The 20,585-nt window shown below is 60.6% G+C and carries 20 protein-coding genes; 17 read left to right on the top strand and 3 right to left on the bottom strand.

The window, feature by feature from the left end:
- The first annotated feature begins 19 nt into the window (after nt 1–19).
- The 9 genes from GBEM_RS16105 (at nt 20) to GBEM_RS16065 (ending at nt 11,918) form a co-directional block, all read left to right on the top strand.
- Nucleotides 20–2,005: a heterodisulfide reductase-related iron-sulfur binding cluster gene (locus GBEM_RS16105; RefSeq protein ID WP_012531659.1), complete on the top strand. Its 1,986-nt coding sequence runs from the start codon at nt 20–22 to the stop codon at nt 2,003–2,005.
- 233 nt (nt 2,006–2,238) lie between these two features.
- Nucleotides 2,239–4,068, top strand: coding sequence for a transporter substrate-binding domain-containing protein (locus GBEM_RS16100; protein ID WP_012531658.1), 1,830 nt, complete (start codon nt 2,239–2,241; stop codon nt 4,066–4,068).
- A 2-nt stretch (nt 4,069–4,070) separates the two neighbouring features.
- A complete protein-coding gene (locus tag GBEM_RS16095) occupies nt 4,071–5,477 on the top strand; it encodes a sigma-54-dependent transcriptional regulator (RefSeq protein WP_012531657.1) in 1,407 nt (468 codons plus the stop codon).
- A 490-nt stretch (nt 5,478–5,967) separates the two neighbouring features.
- Nucleotides 5,968–7,287 carry a dicarboxylate/amino acid:cation symporter gene (locus tag GBEM_RS16090; RefSeq protein WP_012531656.1) on the top strand — a complete coding sequence of 440 codons (1,320 nt, stop codon included), beginning with the start codon at nt 5,968–5,970 and terminating at the stop codon, nt 7,285–7,287.
- Between the two features lie 495 nt (nt 7,288–7,782).
- Nucleotides 7,783–8,952 (top strand): ADP-forming succinate--CoA ligase subunit beta, encoded by a 1,170-nt coding sequence (gene sucC, locus GBEM_RS16085; protein WP_012531654.1) that lies wholly within the window; start codon nt 7,783–7,785, stop codon nt 8,950–8,952.
- A gap of 12 nt (nt 8,953–8,964) precedes the next feature.
- A complete protein-coding gene (gene sucD, locus GBEM_RS16080) occupies nt 8,965–9,837 on the top strand; it encodes a succinate--CoA ligase subunit alpha (RefSeq protein ID WP_012531653.1) in 873 nt (290 codons plus the stop codon).
- A 39-nt stretch (nt 9,838–9,876) separates the two neighbouring features.
- The gene (locus GBEM_RS16075) at nt 9,877–10,041 is read left to right on the top strand and encodes a DUF6290 family protein (protein WP_012531652.1); all 165 of its coding nucleotides are present in this window, start codon (nt 9,877–9,879) and stop codon (nt 10,039–10,041) included.
- 361 nt (nt 10,042–10,402) lie between these two features.
- Nucleotides 10,403–10,972, top strand: a complete 570-nt coding sequence (locus GBEM_RS16070; protein ID WP_012531651.1) for a DUF4124 domain-containing protein — start codon at nt 10,403–10,405, stop codon at nt 10,970–10,972.
- A 25-nt stretch (nt 10,973–10,997) separates the two neighbouring features.
- Entirely contained in the window at nt 10,998–11,918 is a 921-nt protein-coding gene (locus tag GBEM_RS16065) for a M28 family peptidase (protein ID WP_012531650.1), read from the top strand.
- Here GBEM_RS16065 and GBEM_RS16060 read toward each other — a convergent pair.
- A complete protein-coding gene (locus tag GBEM_RS16060) occupies nt 11,830–12,807 on the bottom strand; it encodes a CHAD domain-containing protein (protein ID WP_012531649.1) in 978 nt (325 codons plus the stop codon). The genes GBEM_RS16065 and GBEM_RS16060 overlap by 89 nt on opposite strands.
- Before the next feature lie 77 nt (nt 12,808–12,884).
- Nucleotides 12,885–13,049, bottom strand: a complete 165-nt coding sequence (locus GBEM_RS21530; RefSeq protein WP_012531648.1) for a hypothetical protein — start codon at nt 13,047–13,049, stop codon at nt 12,885–12,887.
- Nucleotides 13,050–13,363: 314 nt separating this feature from the next.
- On the opposite strand from GBEM_RS21530, the gene GBEM_RS16055 reads away from it, so the two are divergent.
- The 7 genes from GBEM_RS16055 to GBEM_RS16025 all read left to right on the top strand — a co-directional run bounded on the left by GBEM_RS16055 (nt 13,364) and on the right by GBEM_RS16025 (nt 19,537).
- Complete coding sequence (locus tag GBEM_RS16055; protein WP_012531647.1) at nt 13,364–13,738, top strand: hypothetical protein; 375 nt, start codon at nt 13,364–13,366, stop codon at nt 13,736–13,738.
- A gap of 312 nt (nt 13,739–14,050) precedes the next feature.
- Entirely contained in the window at nt 14,051–15,040 is a 990-nt protein-coding gene (galE, locus tag GBEM_RS16050) for a UDP-glucose 4-epimerase GalE (protein ID WP_012531646.1), read from the top strand.
- A gap of 29 nt (nt 15,041–15,069) precedes the next feature.
- Nucleotides 15,070–15,948, top strand: a complete 879-nt coding sequence (locus GBEM_RS16045; RefSeq protein ID WP_012531645.1) for a YicC/YloC family endoribonuclease — start codon at nt 15,070–15,072, stop codon at nt 15,946–15,948.
- A gap of 58 nt (nt 15,949–16,006) precedes the next feature.
- The gene (gene gmk, locus GBEM_RS16040; RefSeq protein ID WP_012531644.1) at nt 16,007–16,615 is read left to right on the top strand and encodes a guanylate kinase; all 609 of its coding nucleotides are present in this window, start codon (nt 16,007–16,009) and stop codon (nt 16,613–16,615) included.
- Between the two features lie 28 nt (nt 16,616–16,643).
- Entirely contained in the window at nt 16,644–16,850 is a 207-nt protein-coding gene (rpoZ, locus tag GBEM_RS16035; protein WP_012531643.1) for a DNA-directed RNA polymerase subunit omega, read from the top strand.
- A gap of 121 nt (nt 16,851–16,971) precedes the next feature.
- A complete protein-coding gene (locus tag GBEM_RS16030; RefSeq protein WP_012531642.1) occupies nt 16,972–19,122 on the top strand; it encodes a RelA/SpoT family protein in 2,151 nt (716 codons plus the stop codon).
- A gap of 31 nt (nt 19,123–19,153) precedes the next feature.
- Complete coding sequence (locus GBEM_RS16025; protein ID WP_012531641.1) at nt 19,154–19,537, top strand: RidA family protein; 384 nt, start codon at nt 19,154–19,156, stop codon at nt 19,535–19,537.
- A gap of 74 nt (nt 19,538–19,611) precedes the next feature.
- Here GBEM_RS16025 and rpmB read toward each other — a convergent pair whose 3' ends face one another.
- Nucleotides 19,612–19,803: a 50S ribosomal protein L28 gene (gene rpmB, locus GBEM_RS16020; protein ID WP_012531640.1), complete on the bottom strand. Its 192-nt coding sequence runs from the start codon at nt 19,801–19,803 to the stop codon at nt 19,612–19,614.
- 105 nt (nt 19,804–19,908) lie between these two features.
- Here rpmB and GBEM_RS16015 point away from each other — a divergent pair, with 105 nt between their 5' ends.
- Nucleotides 19,909–20,499 (top strand): YdcF family protein, encoded by a 591-nt coding sequence (locus tag GBEM_RS16015; RefSeq protein ID WP_012531639.1) that lies wholly within the window; start codon nt 19,909–19,911, stop codon nt 20,497–20,499.
- Nucleotides 20,500–20,585 lie beyond the last annotated feature (86 nt).

Here is a 20,585-nt window from a genome sequence, read left to right as displayed (position 1 = left end):
GATCCAGAGAGGTCTCATCATGCATGCCACCCGCGAAATATACTGGAACGTGAATCACGCCCTGATCTGGGTGATGTACCTCTTCGCCTTCATTGCCCTGGCGGCTTGCGCCTGGGGCTTTTGGAGGCGTCTCCCCATGTACCGGCAGGGGAAAGAGCCGCTTGACCGGCTGGACCGGCTCCCCGAGCGCGTCCGGCACTTCCTAAAGGGGATGTTTTCGCAGGTGAAGGTGCTGCGGGTTCCCGTGCCGGGGATGCTGCATGCATTTTTCTACTGGGGCTTCCTGCTCCTTTTCATCGGGACCCTCTTGATCATGCTGCAGGCCGACTTCACCGCGCCACTGTTCCACAGGGTGTTTTTGCAGGGGAACTTCTACCGCGGCTATTCGCTGGTGCTGGATCTGGCGGGGCTGGTGGCGATCGTCATGCTGGGGGGGCTTTTGGTGCGCCGCTGGTTCGTGAAGCCGAAGGGGCTCCCGACCAGCGGAGACGACTACCTGGCGCACGCCCTCCTCTTTGCCATCCTCGTCACCGGGTTCGTGGTGGAGGGGCTTCGCATGGCCTCGACGGAGATCGGGATCAACCCGGAACTCGCGCGCTGGTCCCCGGTAGGGGGGCTCTTCGGCCAACTGTTCGTGGGGATGGACTGGGGGCGGATTTCCCTGACCCACAAGGCCCTGTGGTGGGGGCACCTGTTCCTGGCGCTCTCCTTCATCGTGGCCATCCCCTTCACCAAGCTACGCCATCTCTTCACCACGCCGGTCAACTACCTCTTTACCGACTTAAGGCCTAAGGGGTCGATTGCGACCATCAACCTGGAGGACGAGGGGGCGGAGCAGTTCGGCGTGGCAAAGGTGGAGCACTTCTCCTGGAAGGATCTCTACGACCCCGATGCCTGCACGCTCTGCAAGCGCTGCCAGGACCGCTGTCCGGCCTGGAACACGGAGAAACCGCTTTCCCCCATGAAGGTGGTATTGCAGATAGGCGAGGTGGCGGCCGCGACGCCGCAGGCCGACCTCTGCCGGACCGTCACCGAGGATGTCCTTTGGGACTGCACCACCTGTCGGGCCTGCCAGGAGATCTGTCCGGCCGAGATCGAGCACGTGAACAAGATACTGGAGATGCGCAGGAACCTTGCGCTCATGGAAGGCTCCTTCCCCGGCGACGAGGTGCGCGTGGCCATGGCCAACTACGAGGTGAACGGCAACCCCTTCGGCATGGCCTATGCCGAGCGCGGCGCCTGGGCCGACGGCCTTGACGTCGCCGTGATGGAGAAAGGAGCCGCGGTCGACGTCCTTTACTTCGTCGGCTGTTACGCCTCCTTCGACCGCAGGAACCAGGAGGTGGCCCGCGCCTTCGTGAAACTCTGCACCGCCGCCGGCGTCAGGGTCGGCATCCTCGGCAAGGAGGAGAAGTGCTGCGGCGAGCCCCCCAGGAAGCTCGGGAACGAGTACCTGTACCAGGGGATGGCGCAGGAGAACATCGAGAAGATCAAGGGGTACGGGGTGCCGCGGGTGGTGACCACCTGCCCGCACTGCTTCAATACGCTCGCCAGGGACTACCGCGACCTCGGTTTCGACATCCCGGTCGAACATTACACCACCTTCCTCCATGACCTGGTGCAGCAGGGGAGGCTGAAGCTGAAGGCGGAGCCCTTTGCCTGCACCTATCACGACTCCTGCTACATCGGGCGCTACATGGACATCTTCCAGGAGCCGCGCGAGCTCCTCGGCCGCGCCGGCGGGAGCATAACGGAGATGGGGGCGAGCCGCTTGGAGAGCTTTTGCTGCGGCGCCGGAGGGGGGCGCATCCTGGCGGAGGAGAAGCGCGGCACGCGGATCAACGTGGCGCGGGTGCAGATGGCGCAGGAAACCGCCGCTCCCATGCTGGTCTCCAACTGCCCGTTCTGTCTAACCATGTTCGAGGACGGCATCAAGACCGGCGGCGCGGAGGGGAGCGTCGCCGCGAGGGATCTGGCGGAGATTCTCGCGGAGCGGATCGCCTGAGGCCACTGAGGCAAGGGGGACAGGCACCTGGCGGAGCCAGTCCCCTTGCCACTGTCTAAGGGGGATAGGCACCTGGCGGAGCCAGTCCCCTTGTTTTCTCATGAGCTTCATTGACTTGTCCCGGCGCATACTATATTGTCGTAGCCGTAGCCCTTACCTCCGAAAAGGGGACAGGCTACTTTTTCATTTAAAAAAGTAGCCTGTCCCCCTTTTTTTAAGCACAAGGATTCACAGTGTCTCACTGCGTCTTCACTGACACACCAAAACCCGCATCGAGGTTTCGTTTCTTCCCTCCTTTCAGCACGAATCCTTCCCCCGCCGCCGGCAACCGGGCGCTTTTCTCGCTCCTTCTGCTGGTCCTGCTGCTCTCTCTGGCCCCGCTTGCTCAGGCGCAGCAATCCGCCCCGGTCCACTACGACCCCGCGGCCACCATCGTGGTCGGCGGCGACCGCTCCTATCCTCCGTACGAATTCATCGACAAGGACGGCCGCCCGGCAGGCTATAACGTGGATCTCACCAAGGCGATCGCCGAGGTGATGGGGATGAAGGTGGAATTCCGCTTCGGAAGCTGGGCGGAGATGCGCGCAGGTCTCCAGCAGGGAAAGATCAACATCCTGCAGGGGCTCTCCTATTCGGATGAGCGCTCCCGGAGCGTCGACTTCTCGCCCCCCCACGCCATGGTGCACCACGCCATCTTCGCCCGCAGGGACTCGAAACGGGTCCGCACCCTGGAGGAACTGAAGGGGAAGAAGGTGATCGTCTTCCAGGACGGCATCATGCACGAGCGCTTGAAGCTCTTAGGCTTCGGGAAGGACCTGGTGCTCACCCCGACGCCTGCGGAGGCCCTCAGGCTTTTGGCCTCGGGTCAGTACGACTACGCGGTGGTGGCGCAACTCCCGGGGATGTACCTGATCCGCGAACTGCACTTGACCAACCTGGTTCCGGTGGCAAAGGCCGTGGTGAGCGAGCAGTACGGCTACGGAGTCGCCAAGGGGAATAAGGAGCTTCTGACCCGCTTCAACGAGGGGCTCGCCATCGTCATCAAGACCGGCCAGTACGCCCAGATCTACAACAGGTGGCTCGGCGTGCACGAGCCTCCCCGGGTCACCAGGGAGATGGCGCTCAAGTACGGCGCCATGATCCTGGTGCCGCTTTTGCTGGTCTTGGCGGGGACCGCGCTTTGGAACAAGACGCTGCACAAACGTGTCGTCGAGCGCACCACCGAGCTGGCGCAGGAGGTCTCGGAGCGCAACAAGGCTCTGGAGGCGTTAAGGCGCCACCAGGACAAGCTGATCCAGGCCGACAAGATGGCCTCTCTCGGGACGCTGGTTTCCGGCGTCGCCCACGAGATCAACAACCCCAACGGCCTCTTGCTGCTTGATATCCCGATTCTGCGGCGCGTGCACGAGGACGCGGAGGAGATCCTCGAAGCCCGCTACCTGCAGGAGGGGGATTTCATGCTCGGGGGAGTTCCGTATTCCGAGATGCGCGAGGAGATCCCGCGCATCCTGGAGGAGATGCAGGACGGGGCGCAGCGCATCAAGAGGATCGTGAACGATCTGAAGGACTTCGCGCGGCGCGACGACGCAGGCTACATGGAGCCGATCGACGTGGAGGCGGCAGCCAAGAGGGCCGTGCGCCTGGTCGAGCCGACTATACGTTCCGCGACCAACAGGTTCGAGGCGCTTTATGCGGGGAACCTCCCGCCGGTATTGGGCAACGCGCAGCGCATAGAGCAGGTCATCGTCAACCTGGTGCTCAACGCCTGCCAGTCCCTCCCCGGCCGGGACCAGGGGGTGACGCTTACCACCTCGCTGGACAGCGAGAGCGACAGCGTGCTGATCGAGGTGCGGGACGAAGGGGTGGGGATAGCGCAGGAGCACCTGCCGCAGCTAGTGGATCCCTTCTTCACCACCAAGCGGGAGACCGGAGGCACCGGGCTCGGCCTCTCCGTCTCCGCGGGAATCGTCAAGGAGCACGGGGGGACGCTCTGCTTCGCGTCGACGCCGGGGGAGGGGACCACGGTCACCCTTTCCCTTCCCGTTACTTCCAGGAGGTCGTGAAAATGAAGTCAACGCCGTATCCCAGCTTCAGCATACTGCTGGTCGACGACGAGCCGTCCTGGCTCAAGTCCTTCTCGCTCACATTGAAGAGCCGGGCGGGGATCAACAACGTGCTCATCTGCCAGGACAGCCGCGAGGTGATGGGGCTTCTGGACCGGGGGGGAGTGGGGTTGGTACTCCTCGACCTGACCATGCCGCACATCTCCGGCGAGACGCTTCTGCAACAGATCGCGGAGAGCCACCCGGAGATCATGACCATCATCGTGAGCGGTATGAACCAGCTCGACACCGCGGTGCGCTGCATGAAGCTTGGCGCCTTCGACTACATAGTTAAGACCGACGAGGAGGACAGGCTGGTTGGGGGGGCGATGAGGGCGATCCGGATGCTGGAACTGCACAACGAGTTCCGCGCCATGTCGGACCGGATGATCTCCCGCGAGTTGAAGCACCCGGAGGCGTTCGCCGAAATCGTCACCAGCGACCGCGGCATGCACGACTTGTTCAACTACGTCGAAGCGGTGTCGCCCAGCCATCAGCCGCTTTTGATCACCGGCGAGAGCGGAGTGGGGAAGGAACTGATCGCCCGCGCCGTGCACGCCTTGAGCGGCTGCCAAGGGCCGCTGGTCGCCGTCAACGTCGCGGGGCTCGACGATACCGTCTTTGCCGACACGCTATTCGGGCACGTGCGCGGCGCCTATACCGGCGCGGACCAGGCGCGCCTCGGGATGATCGAACAGGCGGGAAACGGGACGCTTTTCTTAGACGAGATCGGGGACCTGAGCATCGCCTCGCAGGTGAAACTGCTGCGCCTGCTGCAGGAAGGGGAGTATTTCCAGCTGGGGAGCGACCGGCCGAAACGGATGAACGCGCGCATCGTGGTCGCGACGCACCGCGATCTTTCCGCCAAGGAGGCCGCCGGGGCTTTCAGGCGCGACCTTTACTACCGTCTTTGCACGCATCGCATCCAGATCCCGCCGCTTCGGGAGCGGACCGCCGACATCCCGCTTCTGCTCGACTATTTCCTGGAGCAGGCGGCGGAGTCGCTGGGTAAGAAGAAGCCGACTCCTCCCAAGGAGCTGGCCCAGATCCTCGCCACCTACAGCTTCCCAGGCAACGTGCGCGAATTGCGCGGCATGGTCTACAACGCGGTTAGTCTGCACAAGGAGAGGATCCTCTCCATGGACAGCTTCCTGAAGGCGATCGGCCGCTCCCGCGTGGAGCAGCCGCTTCCCGCACTGCACGAGAACCCGTTCCAGTCCTTCGAGCGCCTCCCCACCTTCGCTGAAGCGGCCGAACTGCTGGTGGAGGCGGCTGTTTCGCGCGCGAACGGCGTCCAGGCCATCGCCGCGAGGCTCTTGGGTATCTCGGCCCCCGCGCTGAACAAGCGGCTCAAGCTCAAGCGGAAGTAGTTAACACTTCTCTCCCCTCATTGCGGTTCCCTCACCCCGACCCTCTCCCAGAGGGAGAGGGAGAATTCCTGGTTCCCAAGCTGGACCTTGGGAACGAGATCAAGATCAAGTAGTTTCATCCTTCCCTCACTCCGGCCCTCTCCCAGAGGGAGCCTGACTTTCGTGGAGTATTCCCTCTCTTTTCATGCAATATCAACCACATCCCTCAATGGTGTTAACCAAGGTTAAGGCCTTAACCATGGTTAAGTCGGTTATCTTTCCGCTTTCACGTCCCTTTTGTCGCTGTTCCGCAATGGTATTTACTTTGGTTAATACCATTGCGGTGCCCCTTTTCTTCTAAAACACTATTTTCTTGTGTTCTCACAGTAACTTGTAAATGTAAACAGATGATTGGTACTCCTCTTGCTGATATGTGGTGTCGAGAGCCGCTGCGATTTTTATGCGATGACGCTTCATTGAAGTTGAAATAGTCACAGTAAAAGGAGAGCCCATGAAAACAAAGAAGTTTTACCAGCATCTGTACTTCCAGGTATTGACGGCGATATCTATCGGCGTAGCGGTCGGTTATTACATGCCGGACACCGGTACCGCGATGAAGCCGCTGGGTGACGGGTTCATCAAGATGATCAAAATGATCATCACCCCCATCATCTTCTGCACCGTGGTCACCGGCATCGCCGGCATGGACGACATGAAGAAGGTCGGCCGCGTTGGCGGCAAGGCGCTCCTCTACTTCGAGGCGGTCTCCACTCTCGCGCTTGCCATCGGGCTCATGGTGATCAACGTGATCCAGCCGGGAGTCGGCATGAACGCCGATGTCACCAAGCTGGACACCAAGGGGCTCGCCACCTACACGGCTACCGCCGCCAAGTCCCACAGCTTCGCCGATTTTGCGCTGGGGATCATCCCCAATAGCGTGGTCGACGCCTTCGCCAAGGGCGAAATCCTCCAGGTGCTCTTCTTTGCCATCCTGTTCGGCCTGGCGCTGTCCGCCATGGGCGAGAAGGGCAAGCCGGTGTACCGCATGATCGACGATGTGGCTCACGCCTTCTTCGGCGTCGTGAACATCATCATGAAGTTCGCTCCCATCGGCGCCTTCGGCGCCATGGCCTTCACCATCGGGAAGTTCGGCCTGGGCTCGCTGACCAAGCTCGGGATGCTGATGGGGAGCTTCTACCTGACCTGCCTGCTCTTTATCTTCGTGGTGCTCGGGACCATCGGAAAGCTGTGCGGCTTCAACATCTTCAAGTTCATCTCCTATATCAAGGAAGAGCTCCTCATCGTGCTGGGGACCTCCTCTTCCGAATCCGCGCTTCCCCGCTTGATGGCGAAGCTGGAGAACCTCGGCTGCTCCAAGTCCGTGGTCGGTCTGGTGATTCCCACCGGCTATTCCTTCAACCTGGACGGCACCTCCATCTACCTCACCATGGCCGCGGTGTTCGTGGCGCAGGCGACCAACACCCCGCTGGATCTGACCCAGACGCTGACCATCCTGGGCGTGCTGATGCTTACCTCGAAAGGGGCCGCAGGCGTCACCGGCAGCGGTTTCGTCACCCTGGCAGCAACCTTTGCCGCCATCCCCACCATCCCGGTTGCGGGGCTTGCCCTCATCCTCGGGATCGACCGCTTCATGTCCGAGGCGCGTGCCCTCACCAACCTGGTCGGCAACGGCGTCGCTACCGTGGTCGTCTCCCGCTGGGAAAACGAGCTGAACGCGACCCGCATGTCGCAGGTGCTGAACAAGGAATTGGATGAGGCTGCCGTGGAGGCTGACCTGCTGATGATGGACCCCGAGCCCGAAGAAGCTTAGGGCGTGTAATTCCCTCCTGCATATTCTGACCTCGTGTCGAACCCCCATCCCCATTGCAGGGATGGGGGTTTTTTTATGCTGAAAAATGCGGTCACGATCAGTTTCGTTTACGGTGTGTTTTATTTTGGTCACACTCTTGTTTGTGCGTGGGTAGACTTCGTGCTCGTGTTTTACCACATACCCAATGACTGGTAGCTGCGGATGTGGCAGATTGTCGCTGGTAGTGTCTTTGTTTGTATGATGATCTAACTCACTGTTACTGCGCGAAAAAATATCAAACTCACCTCGCCTTTAGCTGTAGCTTTCAGTGGTGTTTTCGGTAGGACCAATTTTCTCATAAATTGTTTATAAAACTGTTTGCTAAAACGATGCTGGCATATTATGCTATGCCCCATTCTTTCTTGGCCGCTTTTGAACCAAAATAAAACAAGCGATGGTTAATGCTGTTGGCAGTTTGCTGGTGATATGTCAGAACCCGATCTTTAAGGAGGGAGTATGAACGTCCACGAGTACCAGGCTAAAGCAATTCTGCGCAAGTTCGGGGTGCCGGTTCCGGATGGCCACGTGTGCTACAACGGTGCCAGTGCCAGGGAATGGGCCAAGCGGCTCGGCGAGGGACCTTGGGTGGTCAAGGCCCAGATCCATGCCGGGGGCCGCGGCAAGGGGGGAGGCGTCAAATTGGCGCGCACCTCGAGCGAGGTGCAGATGATCGCCCGCGACATGCTCGGCATGACCCTCAGGACGCACCAGACCGGGCCGGAAGGGAAGGTGGTGCACCGGGTCCTGGTCGAGTGCGGCTGCAACATCGGCAGCGAACTGTACGTGAGCCTCTTGGTGGACCGCGCCACTTCACGCGTCACGGTCATGGCCTCCACCGAGGGGGGGATGGACATCGAAGAGGTGGCCGCGAAGACCCCGGAGAAGATCTTCACCGAGGCGGTCGATCCGCTGGTGGGGCTGACTCCCTTCCAGTGCCGCAAGATCGCCTTCAGCTTGGGGCTCAGGGGGAAGCTCACGGGGAAGGCCGTTAAGGTTTTCACCTCCCTCTACAACACCTTCATCGCTACCGACTGTTCGCTCTTGGAGATAAACCCCTTGGTCGTCACGGCCGAAGGGGAACTGATCGCGCTGGACGCGAAATTCGGCTTCGACGATAACGCGCTCTTCCGCCACCTGCAGATAGGCGACATGCGGGACTTCGACGAGGAGGACGCGAACGAGATCGAGGCATCCCAGCACGACCTCTCCTACATCTCCCTTACCGGCAACATCGGCTGCCTTGTCAACGGCGCCGGCCTCGCCATGGCCACCATGGACATCATCAAGCACTACGGCGGCGACCCGGCGAACTTCCTGGATGTCGGGGGCGGGGCCACCATCGAGCGCGTCACCGAGGCCTTCAAGATCATCCTGTCGGATAAAAACGTGAAGGGGATCCTGGTCAACATCTTCGGCGGGATCATGAAGTGCGACGTCATCGCTACCGGGGTCATCGAAGCGGCGCGGCAGGTCGGCATCCAGGTGCCTCTCGTGGTCAGGCTGGAAGGGACCAACGTGGAGTTGGGCAAGCGGCTTCTGGCTGAAAGCGGGCTGAACATAGTAGCTGCCGACGGCATGGCCGACGGGGCGCAGAAAATAGTGCGGGCCGTAGCGGCCCAAGCCTAGGGGGGGATGACCATGAGCATAATGATCAACAAGGAAACCAGGGTCATCACCCAGGGGATCACCGGCGCCACGGGGCTCTTCCACGCCCAAGGGGCGCGCGAGTACGGAACGCAGATGGTCGGTGGGGTAACGCCGGGGAAGGGGGGGACGGTCATAGACGGTTTCCCGGTATTCGATACGGTAGCCGAAGCGGTTCACGAGACCGGCGCCACCGCGTCCGTCATCTACGTACCGCCCCCCTTCGCTGCGGACTCCATCATGGAGGCGGTCGACGCCGGCGTTGAACTGGTCTGCTGCATCACCGAAGGGATACCGGTTCTAGACATGGTGAAGGTGAAGCAGTACCTGGTGGGGAAGAGGACCCGCCTGGTGGGACCCAACTGCCCCGGGGTGATCACTCCCGGCCAGTGCAAGATCGGCATCATGCCCGGTTACATCCACAAGCCCGGCAGGATCGGCGTCGTGTCGCGCTCCGGCACCCTCACCTACGAGGCGGTATGGCAGCTCACCTCCATCGGGCTCGGGCAATCCACCTGCGTCGGCATCGGCGGCGACCCGGTGAACGGCACGAGCCATATCGACTGCTTGAGGCTCTTCGAGGCGGATCCCGACACCGATGCGGTGATCATGATCGGGGAGATCGGGGGGAACGCCGAGGAGGAGGCCGCGCGCTTCGTGAAGGAGAATATGAAAAAGCCGGTGGCGGCCTACATCGCCGGCGTCACCGCTCCCCCGGGTAAAAGGATGGGGCATGCCGGCGCCATCATCTCCGGCGGCAAGGGGACCGCGACCGAGAAGGTAGCTGTCTTGAGGGAATGCGGCATCAGCGTTGCCGACAGCCCGGCGGAGATGGCCCAGGCGCTGCTGCAGGTCTACAAGCCGTAAGTACTTACTGCCACGGCGAGGTGGCAATGGGGAGTGCGTATGAGAAAGAAGAAGAAGGAGAACGTACGCTACCATGTGGTCTCGGTACGGGTAACCCATGAAGACCGCGAGACCCTGGAACACCTGTCGAAACAGACCAACATGAAGGTCTCGGACCTGATGCGGGAGGCGCTATTGGCGGTCCCCGCGAAGGATCCTTCCTGACCGGGGAACGATCCTCTCCCCCCTCCTTTGACGGGAGGGGGCCGGGGGGTGGGTGAAGCTGCCAACGAAGTCGTACATGGCGCTTTTACCCCCCACCCCAACCCTCCCCCGCAAGGGGGGAGGGGGCTTGCGACGAAGGCCGGGGAGACACTTCCCGGCCTTTTTTACGTCTGGCTTCTTTGCGCCAGAATGCGGCGCAACCCATGAGAGTATTTAAAAGAAAATTGACAATTTCGACGATATGCATATTATCGTCCCTGCCTCGGATGCCGGTCAGGCGAACCTTGTACCGGAAGCGTCGCTTTGACTTTGATGTTCTTGGATTTTCTCCGTGGCTGACGGTTCGTTTCTTGGGGGACATATGCGACATCTCGTGATTAGTACCCTGCTTCTCGCATTTTTGACGCCGGCCCTCGCCCCTGCTGCGAGTTACCAGTGGCGCGACGACCAGGGCGTGACCCATTTCACCGACGATGCCGACCGCGTGCCGGAGAAGTACCTGAATCGGGCGAGGGAGATTCAATCGGTCGCCGGGGAAAAGAAAACTGCCTCCCCGACACCACCCGCAATTAAAGGGGAGGGTGCTCCCGCGGCAGCGCCCGCGCCCACATCTCCTGAGGGGGATCACGCGAGCGCGGAGTTGAACAAGCTCAGAGAGGACCTGGCGGCGAAGCAGGCCGAACTGGCCCGCCTGCGTCGCAAGTGGCAACTGGCCAAGGGGCGCAACCCTTCTCAGAAAGAGATAAAGGAATTCGAGAAGAAGCGAGCCGATGGTAAAGCGACCTTCGAGGACAACCCCTACGTCAACAGATCGCCGCTCTCGTCCCCCATTCCCGCCCGCATCGCTTACTTGAGGAAACTGGAAGAGGTGCAAAAGGACGAGGAGCGGATCCGGCAACTGGAGCAGCAACTTAAGGCGCAGGGAAAGTAAAGGCAGATAGGCGTAAGGAGCGAGGATGGAACTGGTTCGGCAGGCGTTGGCGAAGATCTCGGTGGAACGGATAAGAAAGCACATCGAGGTGCTGGAAGGGGTGAGGCACCCGGTGGCGGCCCCGGCCGCCCTGGAGCGCGCGCGGGCTTATGTAAGCGACAACCTGAAAGCCTTGGGGTACAGCATCGAACAGCACCTGTTCCTCGACAACGGCAGCGAGTTCAGCAACGTGATTGCTACCCGGCGCGGCAGGCTTTTTCCCAGGCGCCGGCTGCTGGTGCTGGCTCATTACGATACCGTTTCCAACTCCCCCGGGGCCGACGACAACGCAAGCGGTGTGGCGGTTCTCCTGGAGATAGCCACTGTTTTGAGCGGGCTCTCCATGGAAAAGACGGTCCAGTTCGTGGCGGTGAACCTGGAGGAAAATGCCGACGAAGAGGTTTCAGGCAGCGGACTCAGGGGGAGCCGGGCGCTCGCTGCCCGGGCCAAAGAGGAAGGGTGGGATATCGAGGGGGTGCTGGTGCTGGAATCGGTCGCCTTCGCATCCGACTCCGCCTTGCAGACCGTGCCGGCGGGGCTGCCGCTGGAGGTGCCTTCTCAGGGGAACTTCCTCGCCGCGATCGGCAACGAAAACTCAAAGGCGCTGCTGCAGGGGTTTTCCCAGGCGATCAAGCGCCATGGCGCCGCTCTTCCGTTAGTTCCCCTGGCGGTTCCGGGCAACGGGGAGATGTTCCGCGACACCAGGAGGTCGGATCATGCCCCCTTCTGGGACCTCGGTTTCCCCGCGGTGATGCTGACCGACACGACAAATTTCAGAAATCCCAACTACCACGAGCCGAGCGACACGCTCGACACCCTCAACCTTTCCTTCGCGGAAAAGGTCTGCCGCGCGACTGCCGGCTGCCTGCTGGATCTGGCTGGGGGCGTCGAGGAAAGAGAAGTCTGACCTCTTCCGGCACCGCCGCCAATGGCATCGCCTGGAGCTGCTCCATAAACCGTTTGAAAAGCTCATGCCTTAGCTGCTCCATTACGTCCAGCAGTTTCTCCTTGGCCGACCCCTCGGCCATCCTTTCCCGCACCATCCCGGTAAAAACGTCCAGGTCGTGCAGTTTCCCGAGCACCTCCTGGTGGCTCTTCAGCTTGTCCCTCAAGGCACCCGCCGATGGCAGCTGCGGTTCCATGAGCTCCACCCGGTAACGCATCTTCTTCACCGCAATCCTCAGCCTGTGCTGTGCTGCGGGATCTCCTTCAATGGCCGCCGCCGGGAGGAGTAGCGCGAGAGTTTCGGCGCGCTCCGTGAGCGCCCCCTCCGCGAAGGTGCGGAAGTCGAGGAAGGGATTTGCCTTCTGGCCCCGGAAGAGGTTGAGCCGGTCGTGCAGAGCGTCCAGCAGCGTGGTGGTCTGCCTGCGCTCGCGGGGGTGGCGCAAGGTCGCGGCGAGTTGGCTGCGCGCTAGCTCGCGCTCCTGCTCAAGTGCGCGCAAAAGCTCGTCCAGCACCGCCGTGTCGGTCTGTGGCCTGCTTTGCTTTAGTTCAAGGAAAAAGAGATGGGCCTCGTCGGCATTGCGTATCGGGCCCAGCATCCGGGTCACCTTTCTGACCCGCTTTGACAGCTTGCTCGCTGCATCCGAGGGAGAGCAGGGTTCGAAGAGTGCCAGTGCCTCCCGCAGGCGGCGTGAGGCGACGCGCAGGTCGTGGAGTTGTTCCTCCTCCAGCGTCTTCGATACTTGCTTCCAGTTGGCGAAAAAGAGTTTTGCGGCTGCGGTAAGTATGGTGCGGGAGGCGAACCAGGTCCGAATGGAATCTGGTTCGCCTGTGCTTGGAATGGTGCGGGCCATGACCTTCGCCTTTCATGTAAGTGCCGATACTGTGACAGGCAGGATTATAGCACCATCTTCATGTCAGGATCTCTGTCTTAAGAAGATTTGTTAACTGTGAGGAGAAATTCCATCACGGCAAGAAGGTTGGCCAGTCTGCGGAAGAGCTTGTTCTTCTCCTGAACGTCGCGGGTTGACTTTAGCTTTGTCATAAGAATCTGGTACTGGTCGATCACTAGGTCGAGCGGCTTCGGGGTCTTCAACGCTTTTCCTCCTTTGTTTGATTTTTGGTTAGAGAAATATAACCATTGTTTTCGACGTGTCAAGGTGTCGGGGCGCTGCCGCTGCTCCACTTCGAGGGCGTGACGCAGACAAAAGCTCCACCACAGAGGAGAATCAAAAACGAAATACAGTACAGGCAAAACTGAAAACGTCAGCTTTGGCCTTGGTTCTCCTCTGTGTACCTCTGTGGTGAGTGGGGTTCAACGGTGCGCGGGAAAAAATCGGGTAAAAATTTGCATTTTTTAATTTCATGATATAGTGGGGCGGTTGTTTAATAAACAAGGGGAGGCTCATCATGAAAAGAGTGCTGTCCATCATTGTTAGTGCCCTGGTTGCCGTGTCGTTTGCTGGTATTGTCTCGGCCGTAGATAGTCCCAGCGTGCCGGCGGAAACCATGGACACCAAAGGCCAACCACCCTATGACGTCCCGACCGCGGGTGCGGCGGGGGACAAGACCAAGACCCAGGACACTACCAAGAAGAAGAAAAAGAAAAGAAGCAAGAAGTCGAAGAAATCGACGCGCCGGGCAACTACCGGGACCACTAACACTACCGAGCCCAACTACGGCACACCTGCTACCGGCGGCCCGAGCGGGACCATGGGAACCCCGGGCGGCACCGAAGGCGGGGCAGGCGCAGGCGGCGCGGGGACCGGTGGTGGCGGAAGGTGACGCTTTGGTTCCTGAACTCGGAAAGGCCGCATCAAACGATGCGGCCTTTTTGTGTGCGAGAGCTATATGCGAAATAGCAGATGCTGCGACCGGTAGGGGGGGCGGTTCAATCGGTTCTTGGACCGAATTAATCGTTGCGCGGGGAGTGGGTAGATGCTATAAATATTCGCCTTATTGGCTGTTGATACCGTCCGCGCTGCGGTTGTGGCTTCGGGTTTGCACATGTGGCCTTGCCGGCGAGAGCGCCGAAGTATCGAGGGTCTAGTCCAAGGGCTAGACCCTCTTTCATTATCCAAAACGATGGAGGCATCTATGGGTGCGATTCTTGTTACAGGTGGGGCTGGCTACATTGGAAGCCATGTAGTAAGACAGCTTTCCGAGGCGGGCCACGAGGTGATTGTCTTCGACAACCTTTCGACCGGGAGCGCCGACGCCTTGATCAACGGGGAGCGGCTCATAGTCGGCGACCTGGCGGACGAAAAAAAGATAGGCGAGGTGCTGCGGGAAACCGGGTGCAAATCGGTGCTGCATTTCGCCGCCGCCATCGTAGCACCGGAATCGGTGCTGCTGCCGCTCAAGTATTATTCCAACAACACCCGCAACACCCTGAACCTGATCAAGGCCTGCGTCGACAACCAGGTGGAGCGCTTTATCTTCTCCAGCACCGCCGCCGTCTACGGCATTCCCGAGGGGGGGCATGCCGCCGAGGATAGCCCCACCGTCCCCATCAACCCCTATGGCACCTCGAAGCTGATGAGCGAATGGATGCTGAGGGATGCCGCCTTCGCCTACGGGTTTTCCTACGTGGCGCTACGCTACTTCAACGTGGCCGGCGCCGATCCGCAGGCGCGGATGGGACAGCGCACCCCGGACGCGACGCACCTGATCAAGGTCGCCTGCCAGGCGGCTCTGGGGATGCGCGACAGCGTTTCCATCTTCGGCACCGACTACAATACCCCCGACGGGACCGGCATCCGCGACTATATCCACATCGAGGATCTCGCCGCCGCCCATCTCTACGCTCTTAAGTACCTGGAGCAGGGGGGGACGTCGAGCACCATCAACGTCGGATATGGGCAGGGCGGGAGCGTCCGGGAAGTGATCAAGGTGGTCAAGGAGGTAAGCGGGGTCGACTTCAAGGTAGTCGAGGGGCCGCGCCGCCCGGGGGATCCGGCTGATCTGGTGGCCGTCGCCGACCGCATCCGCAGCGTGCTCGGCTGGACCCCCCGCTACAACAGCCTGCGCACCATCATCGAGGATGCCTGGCGCTGGGAGAAAAAACTGTTCGAAAAACAGAAATAGCCGTACAAGGCTTTCACTAAGGAGAGCGCATGATCAAGAGCATGACGGGGTATGGCAAGGGAGAGTCCACCCACGAGGGGGGAAGGTTCGTAGTCGAGGTGCGCTGCGTGAACCACCGCTACGGCGAGGTGACGGTAAAGCTCCCGCGCGCGCTGATGCAGTTCGAGAACGAGATCAAGAAGCGGGTGGCCGAGAGGCTGGTGCGCGGCAAGATCGACGTATTCATCCAGGTCGAAAACGCGGTGTCGCTCGGGGTGCCGACGGCGAACCTGCCGCTTGCGCGCGGCTACCTCAAGGCGTTCACCAGCATCAAGGAGGCGCTGGGGCTGGAAGGGGAGGTGAAGCTCTCGCTGATCGCCTGCCAGCGCGACGTGGTCACGGTGGCCGCCGAGGCCGAGGCTACCCTGGAGGAGATCCCGCCGGAGCTTGTCGTCGCCTTGGAGGACGCGCTGCGCCGGGTGGACGAGATGCGGCTTTTCGAGGGGGAATCGCTCTACGCCGATTTCCAGAAGCGGCGCGAGGTGCTGGCCCAGCTGATCGCCAAGGTGGGGGCGCGTTCCCCGCTCGTGGTGCAGGAGTACGCGCAGCGCCTCAAGGAGAGGATCGGGCAGCTCCTCACCGAGGGGAATGTTCCGGAGGAGCGCCTGGCAGTCGAGGTCGCCCTTTTGGCCGACAAGTGCGACGTGACCGAAGAGCTGGTGCGCCTGGAGAGCCATCTGCGCCAGTTCGACGAGACGCTCAATAGCGGCGAGCCGGTGGGGCGCAAGCTCGATTTCCTGCTCCAGGAGATCAACCGCGAGGTGAACACCACAGGCTCCAAGGCGAACGACGCGCAAATGGCAGCCCTGGTGGTGGAGCTGAAGGCAGAGCTGGAGAAGATCCGGGAGCAGGTGCAGAACATCGAGTAGCGGCTTGGGCCTTGCCGGGAACTCCCGGCGGGCATAACGCATAAACGGATGGAGAACCATGAAACGAGAAGGCGTACTGTATGTGATATCGGCACCCTCGGGGGCGGGCAAGACCTCGCTCTGCAAGGAAATAATTGACATTTTCCCGAACCTACGGCATTCTGTCAGCCACACGACGCGCCCTCCCCGTACCGGAGAGGTGCACGGGCGTGATTATTTTTTTGTGGGCAAGGAAGAATTCAACCGCATGGTCGAGGCGGGCGAGTTCGCGGAGTGGGCCGAGGTTCACGGCAACCTGTACGGCACCTCGCTTGCCACCTTGAAGGAATCCCGCACCGACGGGATCGACCTGATCCTTGATATCGACTGCCAGGGTGCGCGGCAGCTCAAGGGACGCTTCGAAGGGGGCGTTTACATCTTCGTGCTCCCACCGAACATCGAGGAGCTGCGCCGCCGCCTCGACCACCGCTCCTCCGACTCCCCGGAGGTGATCGAGCGCCGCATCAACAACGCCGCCGGCGAGATCAAGGAAGCGCGCTGGTACGACTACATCATCGTCAACGACCGGTTCAGCGAGGCTGTCGAGCAGCTGAAGAGCGTGCTTATAGCCGAGCGCTGCAGAACCACCCGACTCATCCAGGGTCTTTCCGCGACCTTCGAGATCTAACAGTTAAACCACAAAGGGGATTCAAATTATGGCAAGGGTAACCGTAGAAGATTGTCTCGAGAAGGTGGACAACCGCTTCCTTCTCGTCATGCTCGCCTCCAAGAGGGTGAAGCAGCTTTTCAAAGGGGCAAGGCCGCTCATCGACAACAGGGGCGCCAACAAGAACGTGGTCGTCTCCCTGAGGGAGATCGCCGCTGGCAAAATCGGCTGTGAAATAGGCAAGAAAGGTCGTTAAAAGACAGGAAGGGGGACTCGCTGCGCGGTCTCCCTTTTTTTCACGAGCTGGGGGCTAACGGCTAAAGGGGAATCGGGACCTGCTGCCGCTAGCCCCTTCTTTTTCAGCAAAGACAGGCGCGATGATAAGACTCAACGACATACTTGAAAAGGTCGCCTCCTACAATCCCGGTTGCGACCTCGACCTGCTCCGCAAGGCCTACGTCTTCTGTGCCAAGGTGCACCAGGGGCAGACCAGGCTCTCGGGAGAGCCGTACCTGATCCACCCCATGGAGGTGGCCGGGATACTGGCGGACCTGCGCCTGGACCTCCCTGCCGTGGTCACCGGGCTTTTGCACGACACGGTCGAGGACACCCTGACCACGCACGAGGAGCTGGAGTCGCTTTTCGGCGCCGAGGTGGCGAGGCTCGTCGACGGCGTCACCAAGATCGGCAAGATCCACTTCAAGACCAAGGAGGAGAGCCAGGCGGAGAACTTCCGCAAGATGCTCCTCGCCATGGCCACCGACATCAGGGTCATCCTGGTGAAACTCGCCGACCGTCTGCACAACATGCGCACCCTGCAGTACCAGCCCGAGCCCAAGCAGCGCACCATCGCCAAGGAAACCCTCGACATCTACGCCCCCATCGCCAACCGGCTCGGGATCTCCTGGGTCAAGGGGGAGCTGGAGGACCTTTCCTTCCGCTACCTGGAGCCCCAGCTCTACTACGATTTGGCCGGCAAGGTGGCGAAGAAGAAGCAGGAGCGAGAGTCCTACGTCGCGACGGTGAAGGAGATCATCAAGAAACAGTTGGAGGAGCACGGCATCAAGGGGGACGTCTCCGGGCGCTCCAAGCACCTCTACTCCATCTACCGCAAGATGCAGAGCCGCAACGTCGACATCGACGAGATCTACGACCTGATCGCCATCCGCGTCTCGGTGGAGGACATCCGCGAGTGCTACGAGGTGTTGGGGATCATTCATTCCACCTGGAAGCCGATCCCGGGACGCTTCAAGGACTACATCGCCATGCCCAAGGGGAACATGTACCAGTCGCTGCACACGACGGTCATCGGCCCTTACGGCGAACGCATGGAGGTGCAGATCCGTACCGTGGAGATGCACCGCGTGGCGGAGTCCGGGATCGCGGCACACTGGAAGTACAAAGAAGGGAAGGGGTACGACGACAAGGACGTCAAGCGCTTCACCTGGATCAGGCAGCTCCTCGAATGGCAGCAGGAACTCGACGACTCCAAGGAGTTCATGGACACCGTCAAGGTCGAGCTCTTCCCCGAGGACGTCTTCATCTTCACACCGAAAGGGGACGTGAAGGGGTTCCCCAAGGGGTCGACCCCCATAGATTTCGCCTATTCGGTCCACACCGACGTGGGGCACCGCTGCGTCGGCGCCAAGGTGAACGGCAAGCTGGTCCCGCTCAAGTACGAGCTGAAGACAGGCGACATCGTCGAAGTGATTACCTCGCCGCACCACACCCCCTCCAAGGACTGGCTGAAGATAGTCAAGAGCTCCCGCGCGCGCAACAAGATCAGGGCCTGGGTTAAGACCGAAGAGCGGATGCGGAGCATCACGCTGGGTCGCGAGATCTGTGAGAAGGAGTTCCGCCGCTTCTCGCTCAACTTCGGGAAGCTGCAAAAAACCGGCGAGTTGAAGAAGGTGGCCCAGGAGTTCGGCTTCGTGGCAGAGGACGACCTGATGGCGTCGGTGGGCTACGGCAAGCTCTCCGTGAACCAGATCCTTTCCAAGCTGATCCCTGCCGAAAAGCTCGATGCCGCGAAGGAGCAGAAGGAAACGCGCATCGGTAAGGTGATCGAGAAGCTGAAGGGGAAATCCTCCTCGGCGATCGAGATCAGCGGCGTCGAGGACGTGCTGGTGCGCTTCGGCAAGTGCTGCAACCCTCTTCCCGGCGACGAGATCACCGGCTTCATCACCCGCGGGCGCGGGGTCACCATCCACACTGCGGACTGCCCCTTCGCCATGGCGCTGGAGCCCGAGCGCCGCATCGAGGTGGCCTGGAACAAGGGGAGAAAGAGCGCGCTTCCGGTCAAGATCCGCGTCGTCTGCAACGACGAAAAGGGGATCCTGGCGAACATCGCCACCGCCATCACCAACTGCGAGGCCAACATCTCCAGCGCCTCCATCCAGAGCACCCTCGACAAGCGGGGCGAGAACCTCTTCGAGGTGGACGTAACCGACCTAGACCACCTGAAGAAGGTGTTCGCCGCCATCATGAAGGTGAAGGGTGTCATCAAGGTGGAAAGGCTGAGAAGCTAGGAACAACATTCAAGGCAGCAAGGGGGATAGCATGAAAAAGGAGATCATCGTAACGGAGCAGGCGCCCAAGGCGATCGGCCCGTATTCGCAGGGCGTGAAGGCGGGAGGGTTTCTCTTTCTTTCCGGCGCCATCGCTCTCGACCCGGTGTCTGGGGAGATAGTACAGGGGGGGATCGTCGCCGAGACCGAGCAGGTGATGAAGAACATCGGCGCGCTTTTGCAGGCGGCAGGCGTCGACTTTGGCGACGTGGTGAAGACCGTGATCTACCTAGCCAACATGGCGGACTTCGCCACGGTGAACGGGATCTACGGCCGTTTCTTCGAAGCCGAGGCTCCGGCACGGGTCACCGTCGAGGTGAAAGGGCTGCCGCGCGGCGCGCTGGTCGAGATCGAGGTGACCGCCCTCTGCGGCTAGATGTATCCTGCGGGCAAAAATAAAGCCGCGGACGCATGCTGCGCCGCGGCTTTAATTGCTTTGCGGAAGATCTACTAGAGGGCCTTGGTGACGTGACCGGAGCGGATGCAGCGGGTGCAGACCTTGATGCTCCTGACGGTACCGTTTTTAACGGCCTTGATCTTCTGCAGGTTCGGGCGCCAGATTTTGCTGGTCTTGTTGTTAGCGTGGCTGACATTATTCCCGAAGCTAGGGCCTTTACCGCAAATCTCGCATATTCTGGACATTTCTTTCTACCCTCCGGTGGTTACTGAAGTCGTAATTAATAGCAGAGTCGCACTTTCGATGCAAGCAAAAAGTGGCGAACGATGCTTTTTTTCGGGTGCTAAATCATGGCTTTATTGAAGGGACTGTTTTCGCTCATGGTGTTGATACTGATCGTCCTGAGTGTTTTGTTCGTGGACTTCGTCTATAAGACCTTTTCACTGTCTCAGCGCGACGTGCACGCCGACGCCATCGTGGTCTTGACCGGCGGTCGGGGGCGGGTCGAGGAGGGGGTGAAGCTGTACCGGGCCGGACAGGGAAAGCTCCTCTTTCTGATCGGGGTCGATCCCCTGGTGAAAAAGCACGAGCTTTACCAGGGAGCAGGCGCTGAGAACGTCTATCTGGAGAAGACGTCGAGGAACACCTTGGAGAACGCCATCTACGCCCGGGACATGATCATGAAGCACAAGGTGAGCTCCATCAAGCTGATCACCTCGCGCTACCATATGAAGCGCTCCACCATCCTGTTCCGGAACGCGTTCCCCAAGGACGTCGCCATTTATCCCCATCCGGTCGACTCCAGCAACTTGAAGGAAGAGTGGTGGAACCACAAGGGGAGCTTCAAGCTTCTCTTCTCCGAATTCTACAAGTACTGCATCCTGCGTGTCTTCTTCCTGTTCGCCCCCGGCGAACTCCGCCCGCTGCCGGGCACGGGGTAAACCGCTCTCACGCAAAGACGCAAAGGCGCAAAGAACTGCAAAAGCAAAAAAGGCGCTTCACAAGGGGGACCCTGTGCAGCGCCTTT

It is taken from the genome of Citrifermentans bemidjiense Bem, assembly GCF_000020725.1.
GTDB lineage: Bacteria > Desulfobacterota > Desulfuromonadia > Geobacterales > Geobacteraceae > Geomonas > Geomonas bemidjiensis.
The sequence above is the reverse complement of the archived record's forward strand: the minus strand, read 5'-3'. Positions and strand labels throughout refer to the sequence as shown.